The 17,105-nt window shown below is 38.0% G+C and carries 17 protein-coding genes; 4 read left to right on the top strand and 13 right to left on the bottom strand.

The window, feature by feature from the left end:
* Positions 1–59: 59 nt before the first annotated feature.
* The 8 genes from ACZ5L8_RS07135 to ACZ5L8_RS07170 form a co-directional block, all read right to left on the bottom strand.
* Complete coding sequence (locus tag ACZ5L8_RS07135; RefSeq protein WP_464440569.1) at positions 60–878, bottom strand: enoyl-ACP reductase FabI; 819 nt, start codon at positions 876–878, stop codon at positions 60–62.
* 35 nt (positions 879–913) lie between these two features.
* Positions 914–2,569 carry a DNA repair protein RecN gene (gene recN, locus ACZ5L8_RS07140; RefSeq protein WP_464440570.1) on the bottom strand — a complete coding sequence of 552 codons (1,656 nt, stop codon included), beginning with the start codon at positions 2,567–2,569 and terminating at the stop codon, positions 914–916.
* 102 nt (positions 2,570–2,671) lie between these two features.
* Positions 2,672–3,559: a type IX secretion system protein PorD gene (gene porD, locus ACZ5L8_RS07145; RefSeq protein WP_464440571.1), complete on the bottom strand. Its 888-nt coding sequence runs from the start codon at positions 3,557–3,559 to the stop codon at positions 2,672–2,674.
* On the bottom strand, positions 3,552–4,766 hold the full coding sequence (gene coaBC, locus ACZ5L8_RS07150; protein WP_464440572.1) for a bifunctional phosphopantothenoylcysteine decarboxylase/phosphopantothenate--cysteine ligase CoaBC: 1,215 nt from the start codon (positions 4,764–4,766) through the stop codon (positions 3,552–3,554). Before coaBC ends, porD begins: the two co-directional genes overlap by 8 nt.
* Before the next feature lie 3 nt (positions 4,767–4,769).
* Positions 4,770–5,096 carry a DNA-directed RNA polymerase subunit omega gene (locus tag ACZ5L8_RS07155; protein WP_464440573.1) on the bottom strand — a complete coding sequence of 109 codons (327 nt, stop codon included), beginning with the start codon at positions 5,094–5,096 and terminating at the stop codon, positions 4,770–4,772.
* Positions 5,097–5,107: 11 nt separating this feature from the next.
* Positions 5,108–5,899: an outer membrane protein assembly factor BamD gene (locus ACZ5L8_RS07160; protein ID WP_462598066.1), complete on the bottom strand. Its 792-nt coding sequence runs from the start codon at positions 5,897–5,899 to the stop codon at positions 5,108–5,110.
* Between the two features lie 58 nt (positions 5,900–5,957).
* Positions 5,958–6,833, bottom strand: a complete 876-nt coding sequence (gene dapA, locus ACZ5L8_RS07165; protein WP_464440574.1) for a 4-hydroxy-tetrahydrodipicolinate synthase — start codon at positions 6,831–6,833, stop codon at positions 5,958–5,960.
* A 2-nt stretch (positions 6,834–6,835) separates the two neighbouring features.
* Positions 6,836–7,351, bottom strand: a complete 516-nt coding sequence (locus tag ACZ5L8_RS07170; RefSeq protein WP_464440575.1) for a DUF6913 domain-containing protein — start codon at positions 7,349–7,351, stop codon at positions 6,836–6,838.
* A gap of 64 nt (positions 7,352–7,415) precedes the next feature.
* Here ACZ5L8_RS07170 and ACZ5L8_RS07175 point away from each other — a divergent pair, with 64 nt between their 5' ends.
* Together ACZ5L8_RS07175 and ACZ5L8_RS07180 are read left to right on the top strand one after the other, a co-directional pair.
* Positions 7,416–8,171: a 5'-nucleotidase C-terminal domain-containing protein gene (locus ACZ5L8_RS07175; protein ID WP_464440576.1), complete on the top strand. Its 756-nt coding sequence runs from the start codon at positions 7,416–7,418 to the stop codon at positions 8,169–8,171.
* 6 nt (positions 8,172–8,177) lie between these two features.
* The gene (locus ACZ5L8_RS07180) at positions 8,178–9,086 is read left to right on the top strand and encodes a bifunctional metallophosphatase/5'-nucleotidase (protein ID WP_464440577.1); all 909 of its coding nucleotides are present in this window, start codon (positions 8,178–8,180) and stop codon (positions 9,084–9,086) included.
* Here ACZ5L8_RS07180 and ACZ5L8_RS07185 read toward each other — a convergent pair.
* From ACZ5L8_RS07185 to rpmH, 5 genes are all read right to left on the bottom strand, one after another.
* Positions 9,076–9,753 carry a hypothetical protein gene (locus ACZ5L8_RS07185; RefSeq protein ID WP_464440578.1) on the bottom strand — a complete coding sequence of 226 codons (678 nt, stop codon included), beginning with the start codon at positions 9,751–9,753 and terminating at the stop codon, positions 9,076–9,078. The two genes, ACZ5L8_RS07180 and ACZ5L8_RS07185, sit on opposite strands and share 11 nt — an antisense overlap.
* Before the next feature lie 39 nt (positions 9,754–9,792).
* A complete protein-coding gene (gene ligA, locus ACZ5L8_RS07190; RefSeq protein WP_464440579.1) occupies positions 9,793–11,787 on the bottom strand; it encodes an NAD-dependent DNA ligase LigA in 1,995 nt (664 codons plus the stop codon).
* 123 nt (positions 11,788–11,910) lie between these two features.
* Positions 11,911–12,252, bottom strand: coding sequence for a T9SS type A sorting domain-containing protein (locus ACZ5L8_RS07195; protein WP_464440580.1), 342 nt, complete (start codon positions 12,250–12,252; stop codon positions 11,911–11,913).
* A 124-nt stretch (positions 12,253–12,376) separates the two neighbouring features.
* Positions 12,377–15,229, bottom strand: a complete 2,853-nt coding sequence (carB, locus tag ACZ5L8_RS07200; protein WP_464440581.1) for a carbamoyl-phosphate synthase large subunit — start codon at positions 15,227–15,229, stop codon at positions 12,377–12,379.
* Positions 15,230–15,336: 107 nt separating this feature from the next.
* Complete coding sequence (gene rpmH / locus ACZ5L8_RS07205) at positions 15,337–15,495, bottom strand: 50S ribosomal protein L34 (RefSeq protein WP_136844485.1); 159 nt, start codon at positions 15,493–15,495, stop codon at positions 15,337–15,339.
* Between the two features lie 203 nt (positions 15,496–15,698).
* On the opposite strand from rpmH, the gene ACZ5L8_RS07210 reads away from it, so the two are divergent.
* Together ACZ5L8_RS07210 and ACZ5L8_RS07215 are read left to right on the top strand one after the other, a co-directional pair.
* Complete coding sequence (locus ACZ5L8_RS07210) at positions 15,699–16,256, top strand: DUF2892 domain-containing protein (protein ID WP_462598057.1); 558 nt, start codon at positions 15,699–15,701, stop codon at positions 16,254–16,256.
* 123 nt (positions 16,257–16,379) lie between these two features.
* Positions 16,380–17,090 carry a hypothetical protein gene (locus tag ACZ5L8_RS07215; protein ID WP_464440582.1) on the top strand — a complete coding sequence of 237 codons (711 nt, stop codon included), beginning with the start codon at positions 16,380–16,382 and terminating at the stop codon, positions 17,088–17,090.
* The last annotated feature ends 15 nt before the right edge of the window (positions 17,091–17,105 follow it).

Raw genomic sequence — 17,105 nt, forward strand, 5'->3', positions numbered from 1 at the left:
GCTATAAAAAAGCCCGTGAATTTACTTCACGGGCTCTGTTTTATCAAATAATACGTTGATTACTCTTCGTCAACAAATGCTTCCATAACAGCATCGCTCACACCCATATTGCTAAATCCTCCATCGTGGAAAAGATTTTGTAGGGTTACCTTTTTTGTAAGGTCTGAGAAAAGACTCACTGTGTAGTTTGCACAATCATCTGCAGTGGCATTACCCAGCGGACTCATTTTTTCCGCGTAAGCGATAAAACCATCAAAACCTTTTACACCTTTACCAGCTGTAGTAGGCGTAGGAGATTGAGAGATCGTGTTTACTCTTACTTTTTTATCACGACCAAAGAAATATCCAAAACTTCTTGCGATGCTCTCTAGATATGCTTTGTTGTCCGCCATATCGTTATAGTCTGGGAATACGCGTTGTGCCGCCATATAGGACAATGCAACGATACTACCCCACTCGCTCATGGCGTCTTTTTTATAAAGAACTTGCATCACTTTATGAAAGCTTCCTGCACTTACATCCCATCCTTTTGCCGTCCAATCGTGGTTTTGATCTGTGTAATGCTTGCCTTTACGCACGTTAATAGACATCCCGATACTGTGAAGTACAAAGTCAATTTTACCTCCCAGCTCTTCAACAGCTGCATCAACTAGTTTCTCAAGATCCTCAATGCTAGTAGCATCTGCAGGGATTACTTTAGAACCTGTTTTTTCAGCAAGTTGATTGATAGTTCCCATACGCATTGCGATAGGAGCATTTGTAAGCACAAATTTTCCGCCTTCTTCGTGAACACGTTCTGCGGTTTTCCAGGCGATACTATTTTCATCTAGCGCGCCAAAAATGATCCCGCGTTTTCCTTTTAAAAGATTATAGGCCATAATATATGATTAGTTTCGTTGTCAAAAATACGATTTTAATTATTGAGCAGCTGCTTTGCATGCTCTATTGCTGCTGCAGAAGTTGACTTCCCTCCTAGCATTTCGGCAATTTCTTCAATTCTATTCTCAGTTTTAAGCCTTACTAAACTCGTAGTTGTTCTTGCCTCACTGTCCTGTTTAAACACTTTATAATGGTGATCTCCTTGACCGGCGATTTGCGGTAAATGCGTGATACTCAACACCTGCATGCGCGCAGCCATTTTCTTCATGATCACACCCATTTTTAAAGCTATCTCACCACTCACACCCGTATCTATCTCGTCAAATATCAACGTAGGCAGATTTTCATATTCACTAAGGATCGCTTTAATAGAAAGCATGATCCTGCTCAATTCTCCGCCAGATGCCGCTTTTTTAAGCTCTTGTGGGCGCATCCCTTTGTTTGCAGAAAACAAGAAACTCAATTCTTCTTTTCCGTTCGCGCGCAGTTCTTCCGTGGGGAGCAACTCTATATGAAAACTTGCATTAGGCATACCCAGATCTGCAAGTAAAGCTTCTAAATTCTCTTTTAAAGCTGGTATTTTTTTATTTCGCTTTTGCGAAATCTTCTCTGCCATTTTCAACAGGTTTTCGCGTGAAGCGTTAATAGATCTCTCTAACTTCTCTATCGCATCATCAAGACCTTGCATAGACTGAACCTCTGCATCCAGTTCCTCACGAATTGCGATCAACTCCTCTACTGATCCTACATTATGCTTTTTCTGAAGATCAAAGATCAATTTTAATCTTGTTTCTAGCCTAGCGAGCTCTATTGGGTCGCTTTCTGTAGCACTTGCCAAATCTTCGATGGTTTGAGTAATATCATCCAGCTCGATCGTTACGCTCTCAAGACGCTCATCAATAGATTTGTATTTTTCACCAAAACCAGCAATTCTAGAAATATTGCGTTTTGCTTCAGATAGCATCTCGTTTATGCCAAGCTCTTCTCTGCTCAATAATTGGTGTGCATCGCCCAGCGCCTCTGTGATTTGCTCAACATTGTTAAGCGCCTCATGCTCTGCTTCCATCTCTTCTTGCTCACCTGGTTTTAGGTTTGCTTCGAGCAGCTCTGTAAGTAAGAAGTTTTTATATTCTTCTTCTTTTATCGCTTCAGATCTTTGCTTTTGCAGCGAAATAAGCTCTTTTTTCTCCTTTTGTAGCTGTTTAAAATTTGTGCCATAATCAGATAACAGCGCAGCATTTTCCGCGTAAGCGTCAAGAACTTTAAACTGAAAATCACTAGAGGTAACCTCCATTGTTTGATGCTGACTGTGAATATCAACAAGCCTTTTTGCGAGCGCCGAAAGTTGGCTTAACGTAACCGGCGTATCATTAATAAAGGCTCTACTTTTTCCGCTAGGCAAGATCTCCCGCCTTATGATCGTTTGCGGCTCATAATCTAGATCTTCTTCTTTAAAGAGTTGCTGCAAATTGTAGTTCTCAATGCTAAATTGAGCTTCGATCACACATTTAGTCTCTGGATCTCCTATGCTACCAAGATCTGCGCGATTGCCTAAGATCAAGCCAAGAGCGCCTAGAAGTATAGATTTACCTGCACCAGTTTCGCCCGTAATTACGGTAAAACCGTTATCAAAATCGAGGCTAACTTCCTCAATGAGTGCATAGTTTTTTATGATAAGACTACTTAGCAATGCAGCAGATGATTTATGAGTTAATTATCGCTTTCGCGGAAGCGAATTAAACCGTAAAGATAAGAGGGATTAAGGGCAAATTCAAACCAAAATCAAACAGATTTACAGTTTGATCTTACGCCAGTAAGAACCTTTTGTAGGTGCGACTTTATTGAGCGTTGAAGTAAGGTTTGCTACATTTACTTGAGGCCCGCCAGAGAAGATACTCACAACTTCATCTGCCTTTGCGTCAAAGAAAACCCTTGTAAGAAAATTGTTAGGTCGATTATTATAAAGTTCATTAAACAGACCGATGGTAACCGCCAGAGATTGCTTTGCTTCTTTGGGATTCTCAGCCATAAAATCTAGACCGTTGCGGTGATACGCATAAAGAATGCTATTAAAACCTTCAAAGTTAGGCGAAAGTAAATCTCTATTTAAACGATATCTACTTTGTGCTCCGCTTTGTGGCGTCCAGCCCTCGCCATTGCCTTGTGAAGCGGTGTTCACGATCTGCGCAGCTTCTTCAAAATATGGTTTACCTCCACCGTTTTCAAAGCTTGCAGCATCCATCCCGATTACCGTATACGCATAAAATGCAAGTGTAGAGATAAGGTTATTATCAAAGGTATTTGCATTATAATTCATAGGCTGAAACTCAGTATACCTAAAGCTAAGTTGCCTATCATTAAAATTAAATATCGTTGTATTGTAAGTGCTGTTGTAAACAGGTCGCGAAGATTGCACCTGTATACTTCCTGTAAAATAATCTGAGCTGATCGTGTTTATGATCAAAACAATGTTGCAATCTATTTTTTCTTGCTGTTTGTACTGTGCATTCGTCCACGAAGTGGTATTCATGAATTCTTCTACAGCTGTACGCAGCGTTCTAAAAACTTGCAAATTGCTTTGTCCTGTTTGTTCTGCATTGATCTCTACAGAGCAATTAAGCTCTTGACCATTCATTAAGAATGGTAGAAATATGATGAAAAACAGAACTTTTTTAAGCATTTATTTTTTCAATTAATTGATCTATAATATCTGCAGCGACTTCTTTTTTTGATTTTAAATCAAAAGTTATCTGATCACCACTCTTGTGCAAAATTGTGATCTTGTTTGTTTCTGTCTGGAAGCCTGCGCCTTTGTCATTGAGCGAATTGAGAACGATCATATCAAGATTCTTACGCTGAAGCTTGCCTTGTGCATTTTCTAATTCGTTTTCTGTTTCAAGAGCAAAACCTATCATAAACTGATCTTTCTTTTGCTTTCCTAAGGTAGCCAAAATATCTATAGTAGGCTCTAACTGCAAGGTTAACGTCGCAGTTTTCTTTTTTATTTTGTTTGCTTCAGGGTTTGAAGGTCTATAATCTGCAACCGCAGCAGCAGCGATCATTATATCTACTTGATCAAAATTTTCTTGCGCTGCTTCATACATTTCTTGAGCACTACTTACTCGTATTAATGTAAGTCTGGAATCTTCTAGCTGTAAATGCGTGGGACCAGAAACTAGAATAACTTCTGCTCCTAAAGCAAGAGCTTTTTCAGCTAAAGCATAACCCATTTTTCCGCTACTGTGGTTGCCTATGAAGCGCACAGGATCTATAGCTTCGTAGGTAGGACCTGCTGTGAGTAAGATTTTTTTTCGCCGCAAAGGCAATTGCTCTAAATAGCTATTTTCTATAAAAGCAACAATATCTTCGGGCTCTGCCATTCTTCCTTGACCTTCAAGACCACTGGCGAGTTCTCCATGTGCGGCAGGGATCATGATATTGCCAAAGGACTGTAATTTCTCAAAAGTCTCAAAAGTACTCTTGTGCTTATACATGTCAAGATCCATTGCAGGCGCGAAATAAACAGGACATTTTGCCGAAAGATATGTGGCAAGCAAAAGATTGTCGCAAGTGCCCGTGCTCATTTTTGCCAGCGTATTTGCCGTGGCAGGGGCTATAACGAAGAAATCGGCCCAAAGGCCGAGTTCTACGTGATTATTCCATGAAGGATTATCCGTTTCATCATCATTTGTGAACGTGGACAATACTTCATTTTTAGATAAAGTGGAAAGCGTAAGCGGTGTTACAAAGTCTTTAGCGGCAGGAGTCATAATGACTTTTACCTCTGCCCCAGCTTTTATAAAACACCTTACTAACCAGGCTGATTTGTAAGCGGCAATACCAGCAGTAACGCCTAGTAAAACTTTTTTACCGCTTAATACAGACATGGCTTAGGCTTCTGATTCCTCTGAACCTCTAAAGTAAATTTTGTCTTCTAACCATTCCTGAACAGCCATTGCGTGTGGCTTAGGAAGTTTCTCGTAGAATTTAGACACCTCGATCTGCTCTTTGTTCTCAAAGATCTCTTCTAAGCTATCGTTGTAAGTAGCAAATTCATCAAGTTTTTCAAGAAGCTCACGCTTAATGTCTGTGTTGATTTGCGTAGCACGCTTAGCGATGATAGAGATCGCCTCGTAGATATTACCTGTAGGTTGATCTACTTCTTCTTTGTTAAGAGTTACCGTGTTAACCGGTGCTTCTAGATTTTTAACATCCATGGATTAAAAAATTATAATGTTTGCTGCAAACGTTTGTCAATATCTTCTTTCATCTCATCCGCCTCTGCTCTAAAGTCACCTTCAGGATAAGATCTTATGAGGTTTTCATAAAACACATCAGCTTGTTCAAGCCTAGTTTCTACAAGTCTGTCTACACTACCCACTGCATATTTATACTGCGAGTCGAGCTTCCAGAAAAATGCTGCTTCTCTAAATGGAGAACCAGGATAATCATATATAAAATCATCTAAAGCTGAAATAGCTGTAGGATAATCTTCAATTTTATTCCAGCCTTTTGCGATCTCAAATACCTTTTTCTGAACTTTTGTACTTAGCTCAATAATACGGTCATTAGCAACCTCTGCATATTCTGAGTCTGGATACTTACCTATAAAAAGCTGTAATTTATCAAGCGCCTTTTCTGTCTCTCCTTGATCTAAGCTATATCTAGGAGAAAGTTCTGCATAGCTCATCGCAGATTTATACTCTGCTTCTTCTACTTTTTCTGAACTAGGATATGCTGATGCAAAACGCTCAAACTGATAACCAGCCATGTAGTACTGCTTATCATTATAATAACTATCAGCATAAAGATACATGATGCGCTCTGCTTGAGGCTTACCTCTATAACTTGGCACGATCTGCTCCCACAGCCTTAATGACTTACGGTATTTACCAGCCTGATAAAGAGAGTCTGCAAATGCATATTTCTTCCCTACGTCATCAGACTTTAAAACATCTTGAAATTCACTGCATGAACTTAAAGAAAGGATTACTAATAACGCTACAAAAAGGTTCTTCATTGTGTTTAAAAACATCGTGCAAAAATAAGTATTTTCAATAGATTACAAAACTAAAGGACTACATGTCCTTCAAGTATGTTGCAAGTTGTTCATTTAATTGTTCACTTGCCTGCACAAGCGGAAGTCTAACTGATGGTCCGCAAATACCTTTTTTATGCAATAACGCCTTTATTCCTGCGGGATTGCCTTCTGCAAAAATTAAATCTATAGACTCCATTAATGCAAAATGTTTTTCTTTGGCTGCAGCCAAATTACCTATCAAACCATCTCTGATCATCTGTGTAAACTGCACTGGAAGTCCTTGCCCTATCACAGAAATAACACCATCACCACCTGACAAAACAGTAGGCAAAGCGATCATATCATCACCAGAGATCACAAGAAATCCTTCTGGACGATCCTTAAGCAAACGAAGCATTTGCACCATATCTCCAGCTGCTTCTTTAATACCTATGATGTTATCAAAATCTCTAGCGATTCTCAAAGTCGTTTCGGCAGTCATGTTAGAACCTGTTCTTGCAGGCACATTGTACATGATTATAGGAAGCGTTGAAGCCTCTGAAACTGCTTTGTAATGCTGATAAATACCTTCTTTTGTAGGTCTATTATAATAAGGAGAAACTGAAAGTATTGCATCAAAATCACTAAGATCTGTTTCTTGCAATTCTTTTACAACCTTCATTGTATCATTACCTCCCACGCCAAGAACAATAGGAAGTTTGCCTTTAGCAATTTCTACCACGGTGTGGATAACCTGTTTTTTTTCGGCTGGAGTAAGGGTTGCATTTTCTGCGGTGGTACCCATTACTACAAGGTATTCTACTCCACCATCAATAGAGTATTCTACCACTTTTTTTAGACCTTCTAGATCTAAAGAAAGATCATTTTTAAAAGGTGTGATCAATGCCACACCAGTTCCTTTAAACTGTTGCATTCTCAATCTATCCTGTTAAGGATTTTTAAATATTTAAGTAATTCACTTTTAAAGGTGCTTAGATCGCCCACCACGACGTTGAGCACCAGATCGTTTACATCAATATCTGTAGGAAGACCCACTTTAAACTTCGCTGCAGAGCTTGCTGTAATAAGTTGCAAAGGTAAATTTTCAGTACTATAATAGCTCACGAGAAAGTCAAAAGGTTTTTCAATAAAACTTTTTACTACCGGATCTTTTATTTTACCGGTATTGCTAACCGACTTTTCAGAAAATTTATCCCCTACTAAAGTTTCTTCTTCTTTAAGACTTTTCACATAAATTAAAACCTCATAATTAAGACCACTGCTTATATCCTGAAGCATTTGTTTTAAAGCAGATACATCTTTAAAAGCCGTATGATCCACAAGTATTCCTGCTGTTTTTAATTGGCTAGAAGATGTAGGTCCCTCGCCGCTTTGCAGTAGTTTATGAATATTTCTTTTAAGTGATTTTTTCTTTAAAGATTGAAAAAACATCTAATTTTGCGTTAGAGGACAAATGTAACTAATTATCTTGTCGCTAAACTATTTTCATTAGATCATGAAAAGATTCTTTCTGGCTTCACTAAGCCTTTTATTTATTGCTTTTACTTCCTGCAAAGAGAATAAGCCTACACTACAGAAGATTACCGGAACTCAGATCAATATTAACGATAGTATTGAGAGTGACGCTAAAATTGTAGAATACATTAAACCGTTCAAAGAAAATATAGATAAGCAAATGGATAGCGTGCTATCTTATTCTGCTAAAAGTATTTCTAAAAGCGATGGAGAATACAACACCGCAATAGGAAACATGATGGCAGATGCCGTTTATGATATGGCTGGACCGGTGTTTAAAGAACGTACAGGTAAAGATCTAGACGCAGTACTTCTTAATCATGGTGGCATTAGAGCTCCTCTAGGAGAAGGACCAATCACTACGCGTACGGCTTTTGAGATCATGCCTTTTGAGAACAGCATCGTTGTTGTAGAAATTAGCGGCGAGAAAGCTAAAGAAATGTTTGAATACCTTAAACGTGGTAAAGCGCATCCTATCTCGCACATGCAACTTATCATTGATAAAGATCGTAACATAGTAAAATCTACTATTCAAGGAAAACCTGTAGAAGATAATGAGACGTACTTTATCGCCACAAATGACTATTTACAGCAAGGCGGCGACGGAATGGTTTTCTTAGGAGAATCAATCAGCATGGAGGTTCTTAATTACAAAGTACGCAATGTGCTTATTGATTATTTTGGCAAAAAAGACACTATAGCACCTGTAAGAGATAATAGATTTATTCAAGAGTAGCACATTATGAAAAGAAGAAATTTTATAAAAACAAGTGCTGCAGCAGCAACCGCAGCAGGATTTGCAAGTTCAGGTTTTACTAGTGCTTTTGCTGAGCCAAAAAAACACTTAACGATCTTACACACTAACGATGTGCATAGTCATATAGAGCCGTTTCCTGCTGAAGATCCACATTTTGCAAATCAAGGTGGCGTAGCTCGAAGACTATCTCTTATTCAAAAATTGAGAGCACAAAACCCGAATACTTTGCTTCTTGATGCTGGTGATATCTTTCAAGGGACTCCATATTTTAATTTTTATGGCGGTGAATTAGAGTTTAAACTCATGAGCATGCTTGAGTATGATGCTGCCACAATAGGTAATCATGATTTTGACAACGGTGTTGATGGCCTTGCTGCACAAATGCCTAATGCTAAGTTTAAGATGATCTCATCTAATTATGACTTTAGCAACACCATAATGGATGGCTTAACAAAACCGTATGAGATCTTTAATGTTGATGGCGTTAAAGTTGGGATCTTTGGTGTAGGGATACAATTGCAAGGATTGGTTAATCCTGCAATGTCTAAAGAAACTAAATATCTCGACCCTATTGAGATCGCTCAAGACATGACACGTATCTTAAAAGAAGAAAAACAATGCGATCTCGTTATCTGTCTTTCGCACTTAGGATATGAGTACAAATATGATAAAGTATCAGATCTTGTTTTAGCCAAAAACACTAAAAACATTGATCTGATTATAGGTGGTCACACGCATACTTTTTTACCAAAACCAACCATTGCTAAAAATGCTGACGGCAAGGATGTAATGGTAAATCAAGTTGGCTGGGGCGGAATCAACCTGGGTAAGGTAGATTTTTACTTTGACACATCAGGCAAAGCATCTTCAGAAGGTGTTGTGATCAACGTGTAACTCTATCGAGTTCAAGATTTCTATCGTCTTTTTTCATCCTATTAAGCAAGAAGACTGCAAAAACCACTTTATAGATCATTGATGCTACATAAGTGGCTACTACCATTGCGTACGACTCAAATAGAAATTCACTCACAAGACCTGAAACCATTTCTACAAAAAGTGCTCCTCCAATAATCACAAGATTAAAATTGTTGATCCTGGTGTTAAATACGGGTATAAAAATCAATAATAGAAGCACGATCCCAAACGGAATTACAGCCATAATTAGAAGTTCTTTATTAGGAACTACAGGCAGAACTACATAAATTATATAACATAAGATATAGCCCATCCCAATAATTCCTAGAACAGAACTGAGCATATCTACTTCCTTAAAACTAACAATAGTTTCTCTTGCAACTGGATAAAGCATTATCAAGAACACTATAAACAAAAGTGTTGCAAACCACATTATACCATTATAATTCTCTGTAAACCCGAAAATAAAAAGGCTTTCTACACCACAAGAAAAGATATACAAAGCGATCAATTTGTAGTTGATCTTTCTACCGCTTTCAATGTAATAATATAGACCAATGCAGGTCGTGAAAAGATAATCGATCCAGAAGTATTTTTCGTGATCGTCAAGCGTAATAAGCAGGACATAGACAAGTCCCACTCCCATTGCAATATTTTTAAAATTCAATCGAGGTTGCATCACTCACTACCCAATCATGTTCAAGAATTCTTCTTCAGTGATAATAGGCACATTTAGACCTTCTGCCTTTGTGCGTTTACTAGGTCCCATATTTTCGCCAGCAACCAGATAATCTGTCTTTGCCGAAATACTCCCAGTATTCTTACCACCGTTTTTCTCTATCAATTTTTTAAGCTCTGTGCGGCTTACTTTTTCAAAAACACCACTTATCACAAAAGTCTTACCTGATAATTTATCGGTTTGACCTTTTAATTCCTCTTGCGATATTTCAAGTTGAACTCCGTATGACTTTAAGCGTTCTACAAGTTGTCGTTTTTCTTCATTTTCAAAAAACTCAACTACACTTTCGGCAATACGCGATCCTATCTCATCTACTTCTATTAACTCAGTACTTTTGGCTGTAGCCAAATTATCTATGCTTTTATAATGCTTAGCCAATTTTTTTGCGACAGTTTCACCCACATAGCGAATTCCCAAAGCAAACAAAACACGCTCAAAAGGTATGTTTTTTGAAGCTTCCACTCCGTTTACCAAATTCTCTGCACTCTTCTCTGCCATGCGCTCCAAAGGCACGATCTGCTCCTTTTTAAGCTCGTACAGATCAGCATAATTGCTGATTAGTCCTTCATTAACCAAAAGTGTTACAGTTTCTCCACCTAAACCTTCAATATCCATCGCTTTACGCGAAATAAAATGCTGTATTCTCCCGATGATCTGTGGAGGACAACCGGTATCATTAGGGCAATAATGCTGGGCTTCTCCTTCATTTCTTATGAGTTCAGAGCCGCATTCAGGACATTCAGAAATATATTGTGTAGGTTGAGAATCTGGATCTCTTTTTTCAAAATCAACTCCCACAATCTTAGGAATGATCTCTCCCCCTTTTTCAACAAAAACCGTATCTCCTTCTCGAATATCCAGTTTTTCAATTTGATCTGCATTATGTAGTGAAGCGCGCTTAACGATCGTTCCTGCCAATTGCACAGCTTCTAAATTTGCTACAGGAGTTATCGCTCCCGTTCGTCCTACTTGATAAGTGATCTTATTGAGTTTTGTAGCAGCCTGCTCTGCTTTAAACTTGTAAGCCATTGCCCAGCGTGGCGCTTTTGCTGTGTGACCCAGCTCTTCCTGCTGCTGAAAGCTGTTTACTTTAATTACAACACCATCTGTCTCATAAGGCAGTTCATGACGGTGAACATCCCAATGATCTATAAACTGAAGCGTTTCTTGCGTTGATTTTGCCAGTTTAGCAACATCAGGCACTTTAAAACCCCATTCTCTTGCTTTTGTAAGACATTCAAATTGTGAGGTTATTTTAATATTTTCGCCCACGATGCTGTATAATAAGCACTCTAATGGCCGCTTTGCAACCTCGGCGCTATCTTGCAATTTTAGACTTCCAGACGCTGTGTTTCTAGGGTTACTGTATGGTTCTTCACCAGCCTCAACACGCTCTGCATTCATTTTTGCAAACCCTTCAAGCGGCAGAACGATCTCACCTCTAATATGAAATTTCTCAGGAAAATCACCTCGCAACTTTAAAGGAACCGATCTAATGGTTTTTACATTATTAGTAACATCATCCCCTTGAAATCCATCACCTCTTGTTACCGCTCGTACCAGTTCGCCGTTTTCATAAGTAAGACTAATTGACGCCCCGTCATACTTTAGTTCGCAGGTATACTCAACATCGCCATCTACGATCTTTTTAATTCGTTTTTCCCAATCTTCAAGATCTTCCTGTGAGTATGAGTTATCTAAAGAATACATTCTCAACTCATGCGCAACGGTATTAAAATTCTTAGTTACCGCACCGCCTACTCTAAGTGATGGGCTATTAGCATCAAAAAATTCTGGATGTTTAGACTCTAAATCTTGAAGCTCTTTAAGTTTCTGATCAAACTCAAGATCTGAGATCACAGGATTGTCAAGCACATAATAATTATAGTTGTGCTCTTTAAGCTCTTCACGAAGTTTATTTATTTGATCTTTTGGGGTCATTGAATATTTAATGAAGGGTAATTTATTTTCAATTTACGTATTACTTGAAAAATATTTTATGCTCTTTCCATAAAAAAAGCCAGCTCAATTTGAACTGGCTTTATACTAGAATTTTACTAGCGATTAGTTTTTGATCATTTTCTGCGTATGCGAAGACTTGCCGTCATCAATTTGAACTAAGTATACACCTCTGCGCAAATTGCTAACATCCATACCATTTCTAATACTAGACGTGGTAAGTTTTTCTTTTTTAACGAGCTTACCCAGCACATCATGAATCGAAACTTCAAAGCTTCTCCTCTCTCCGTCTGTTTTAAAATACAACCTATCTTTTACAGGATTAGGATATATTTTAATCTTAGTAGGCTGAGTAACCTGATAATTTTCCGTTGAGTTTATTGGATAACTCTGCGAAAAAGACAAGCTCGCCACAAATAATGCAATAAATAAAAATGTAGCTTTCATGCCATACTCAGGTATTTAGGTTACACAAAATTATAGATTTATATATTTCTTAATGCTAAAATAATGCCAAGATTACAAATCTATTTATCTGAATAGACGATGAAAGCTTAAAAACGTTGCAAAATTATTTACTTAAATACATTTTTCTTCTTGCATACAGATCATAAAAGTCATCATCCATAAGATTATCTATAAACAAGATACTCTCTCCTGTACTCTTCATCTCTGGCCCTAGTTGTTTATTCACATTAGGGAATTTGTTGAAACTGAATACCGGTTGCTTGATCGCATATCCGTCTAATTTTGGCTTAAAGTCAAAATCCGTCACCTTCTTCTCTCCTAGCATAACTTTAGTTGCATAATTCACATATGGCTCACCATAAGCTTTTGCAATAAAAGGCACTGTTCTAGAAGCACGTGGGTTTGCTTCTATGATATATACTTTGTCATCTTTGATCGCAAACTGAATATTGATCAATCCTACAGTATTAAGCGCAAGCGCGATTTTATGCGTATGCTCTTTAATTTGCTGGATCACAAGGTCTCCTAAGTTAAACGGAGGAAGCAAAGCGTTACTATCACCAGAGTGAATACCGCAAGGCTCAATGTGCTCCATAATACCTATAATGTACACATTTTCTCCATCACAGATCGCATCAGCTTCTGCCTCGATCGCACCTTCTAGATAATGATCAAGAAGTAATTTGTTGTTTGGTATTTTTCTAAGTAGATCTACTACAGTTTCCTCTAGTTCCTGCTTATTGATCACAATCTTCATCCCCTGACCACCCAATACGTAAGAAGGTCTTACAAGAATTGGAAAATCTAATTTATCTGCCACAGCAAGTGCTTCTTCAGCAGTTTCTGCAGTGTCAAATTCAGGATAAGGAATGTTATTTTCCTTAAGAAGCCTTGAGAAGCTTCCACGATCTTCAGCAAGATCAAGCGCTTGATAGCTTGTACCTATGATCTTTATTCCGTAGCGATCTAATTTCTCAGCTAGTTTTAGAGCTGTTTGCCCACCTAACTGTACAATTACACCTTCAGGTTTTTCATGACGAATAATGTCATAAATATGCTCCCAGAATACTGGCTCAAAGTATAATTTATCTGCCGTATCAAAGTCTGTAGATACCGTTTCAGGGTTACAGTTTATCATAATGGTCTCATAACCACATTCGGCTGCAGCCAAAACACCATGCACACAACAGTAATCAAACTCGATACCTTGACCTATACGGTTAGGTCCAGAACCTAGCACAATGATTTTCTTTCTATCAGTAACCTTACTTTCATTTTCAGCAAATGGCTCACCGGAAGCCAACTGCATGTCATTCTCAAAAGTCGAATAGAAATATGGAGTTTGCGCAACAAATTCCGCCGCACAAGTATCAACTAGTTTGTAAACACGATTGATCTTCAGTTCGTCGCGCTTATTGTAGACTTGACTTTCAAGACAATCTAGCATGTGCGCTATTTGCCTGTCGGCGAAACCTTTTTGTTTTGCTTCAAGCAACAGGTCTCTAGAAAGTGTATCTATCGTATACTTACCTATCTCTTTTTCAAGAGCGTCAAGTTCCTGGAATTGCTTCAAGAACCACATATCTATTTTTGTGATCTCATGAATACGACTCAACGGAATACCCATCTGTATCGCATCATACAAAACAAACACTCTATCCCAACTTGCGACAGTAAGTTTTTCAATAATAGTATCGTAGTTCGTATGTCCTTTTCCATCAGCTCCTAGACCATTTCTCTTGATTTCAAGAGATTGAGTTGCTTTATGAAGCGCTTCCTGGAAAGAACGACCAATACCCATTACTTCACCTACAGACTTCATCTGCAGACCTAGCGAGCGGTCACTCCCTTCAAATTTATCAAAGTTCCAACGAGGGATTTTTACGATTACATAATCTAAAGTAGGCTCAAAAAGCGCCGAAGTAGATTTTGTGATCTGGTTATCTAGCTCATCAAGAGTATAACCTATCGCAAGTTTAGAAGCGATCTTTGCAATTGGATAACCAGTTGCTTTAGACGCTAAAGCTGATGATCTAGATACACGAGGGTTAATTTCGATAGCGATGATATCTTCTTTCTCATCAGGACTTACAGCAAACTGCACGTTACATCCACCTGCAAAATCACCTATAGAACGCATCATATGAATTGCCATATCACGCATTTTCTGGAAGGTACTATCACTCAAAGTCATTGCCGGAGCAACAGTAATTGAATCTCCAGTGTGAATACCCATTGGATCCATATTCTCAATGGTACAAATAATAACTACGTTATCATTCTTATCTCTTAAAAGTTCCAATTCATATTCCTTCCACCCCATTAGGGCTTTATCTATCATCACCTCATGAATAGGAGAGATCTCAAGACCATGACTTAATTGTTTATCAAAATCCTCTGGCTTGTAAACTATAGAAGCACCAGCTCCACCTAACGTATAAGACGCTCTAATTACTAGCGGAAACCCAAATTCTTGAGCGATCTCTTTACCTTTAAGAAAAGATGTAGCCGTAGCCTGCGGCGCCATGCCTACACCGATCTTAAGCATTAACTCACGGAATTTCTCACGATCTTCTGTGATATTAATAGCATCGATATCTACACCAATGATCTTAACACCAAAGTCTTCCCAAATACCTTTTTCATCTGCTTCGATACAAAGATTTAATGCAGTTTGCCCACCCATAGTAGGTAGCACAGCATCAATTTGCGGGTGTTCTTTAAGGATTTTTACTAATGACTTTGTAGTCAATGGCAATAGATACACGTGATCTGCCATTGATGGATCTGTCATTATCGTTGCAGGATTAGAGTTTATAAGGATCGTCTCTATCCCATCTTCTCTTAATGATCTCAGCGCTTGAGATCCTGAATAATCAAACTCACAGGCCTGACCTATTACGATAGGTCCTGACCCTATTATTAAAATCGATTTAAGACTCTGGTCTTTTGGCATTATAAAAGAATTAATTAATTGGTGTTTGTAAAATTACGAGCCAGTAGGCTAAAAAAAAAGGTGTTACTCCTAAAAGCAACACCTTTTTATTAAATGGTAATTAACCATTACTTCTTATGTCTTAGTTCAGAAGATACAGACAACTTCTTTCTACCCTTAGCCCTTCTACGGGCAAGTACCTTTCGACCGTTAGCGGATGCCATACGCTCGCGGAAGCCGTGCTTGTTCCTTCTCTTTCTCTTAGACGGTTGAAACGTTCTTTTCATGGTGTATCTTCTTTACTCGCTTTAAAATTTTATTGTCTAAACTGTAACTGGGCAGGGACCCAAAAAACTGGGCGCAAATATACAAAGTCTTTTTTGTTGCACAAACCTATTTCCTAATTTTTTTACAATTGATTTTTTTACCTTTGCAAGCCTGTAAAAAGAAATACTTTTGCAATCTCTTCTAAACACGAAAATAACTTTGCATGTTCAATAAGAATATAAAATTAGCGCTTTTTGTAATTGTAATTGCCCTCGCTGTATGGCAATTTATAGAAAATGAAATAGGCAACGGCATTAGCCTTGTACTGTTTTCGGCGATATTCATTCTTCTCTATTTTAAAAATGAGATCATCATTCTTGCATTTTTAAGATTAAGAAAACAAGATTTTGCTGGCGCAAAAAGATGGCTAGATAAAATCAACAACCCTAAAGCTGCTTTAGTTCAAAAGCAAGAAGGTTACTATTATTACCTTAACGGTTTGATGCTTTCTCAAACCAACATTTCACAAGCTGAGAAATATTTCAAAAAAGCGATCTCTTTAGGGCTTAATATGAAGACTGATCTGGCTATGGCCAAAATAAATCTTGCAGGTATTGCAATGTCTAAGAACCGCCGTAGAGAAGCAGATCTACTTTTGGCGGAAGCCAAAAAATTAGACAAGCATAATATGCTGGATGATCAGATAAAAATGATGAAACAACAAATGCGTAAAGCGCCTGGTGTTCCTAAACATCAATACGGCCGCATGGGGAGAAGATAAATCCCTCACAAAACACATACGATCCGCCTAAGTATTCCTTACGGCGGATTTTTTATACCCTTCAGCTAAAATGTTTTAACTGCTATTTACTTAAGGTTAAATTCGTAGTAAGAACATTTTTGTATGGCAAGAACTCTACTTTTTTTACTTTTTTTCTCTCCTTTTCTTGCCGCTTCTCAAAATCTTGAAGACGACAGATTATTCTTTTCTGAAGCATTGTCAATGCATCTTAGGGATTATAACAAGAAAGCTGATGCTGCGTTAAAAAACAATGAGATAGATCTTGCACGCAGGTATTTTGACAGTCTCGTAAAATACCATCTTCAAGGTACGGTTTTAGACAGATTAACCTTTAACGGTTACAATACAAGTCTTAGAGATTTTAGTGAATTTGAAAAACCGGTAATTCTTTTTACTTATGATTCTTGGTGTATTCCTAACGAGGGTGAAATTCCTGTAATTAATAGACTTTGCAGTGAGTATAGCGATCTTGTAGATTTTGTTGTTCTGTTTTGGGATGATAAAAAGACGGTAAGAAAAGAATCTAAGCGCTTTGACAAGGATATCACCATCGTTTATGTAGATGATACTCAAAACGAGCATATGCAAACAGTGTCGCTTTTAAAACATGCTTTAGGACTTAATCTAAGTTTTGTTTTCTCTGCAAGTCATGAAATTCTTGACATCAATCGCAGATTGCCTAATTCTCTTAACGTGAGTTATGAAGATGCTTATGCGCAGAACGCTTCATTTATCTCATCACAGTTGGCCGCAGTTTATCTTGATCTTAATATAAATCCTACAGAGATTCAAGAATCGCTCGCTACTTGGTAAAAAAATAAGGGTCGC

It is taken from the genome of Leeuwenhoekiella obamensis, assembly GCF_055391795.1.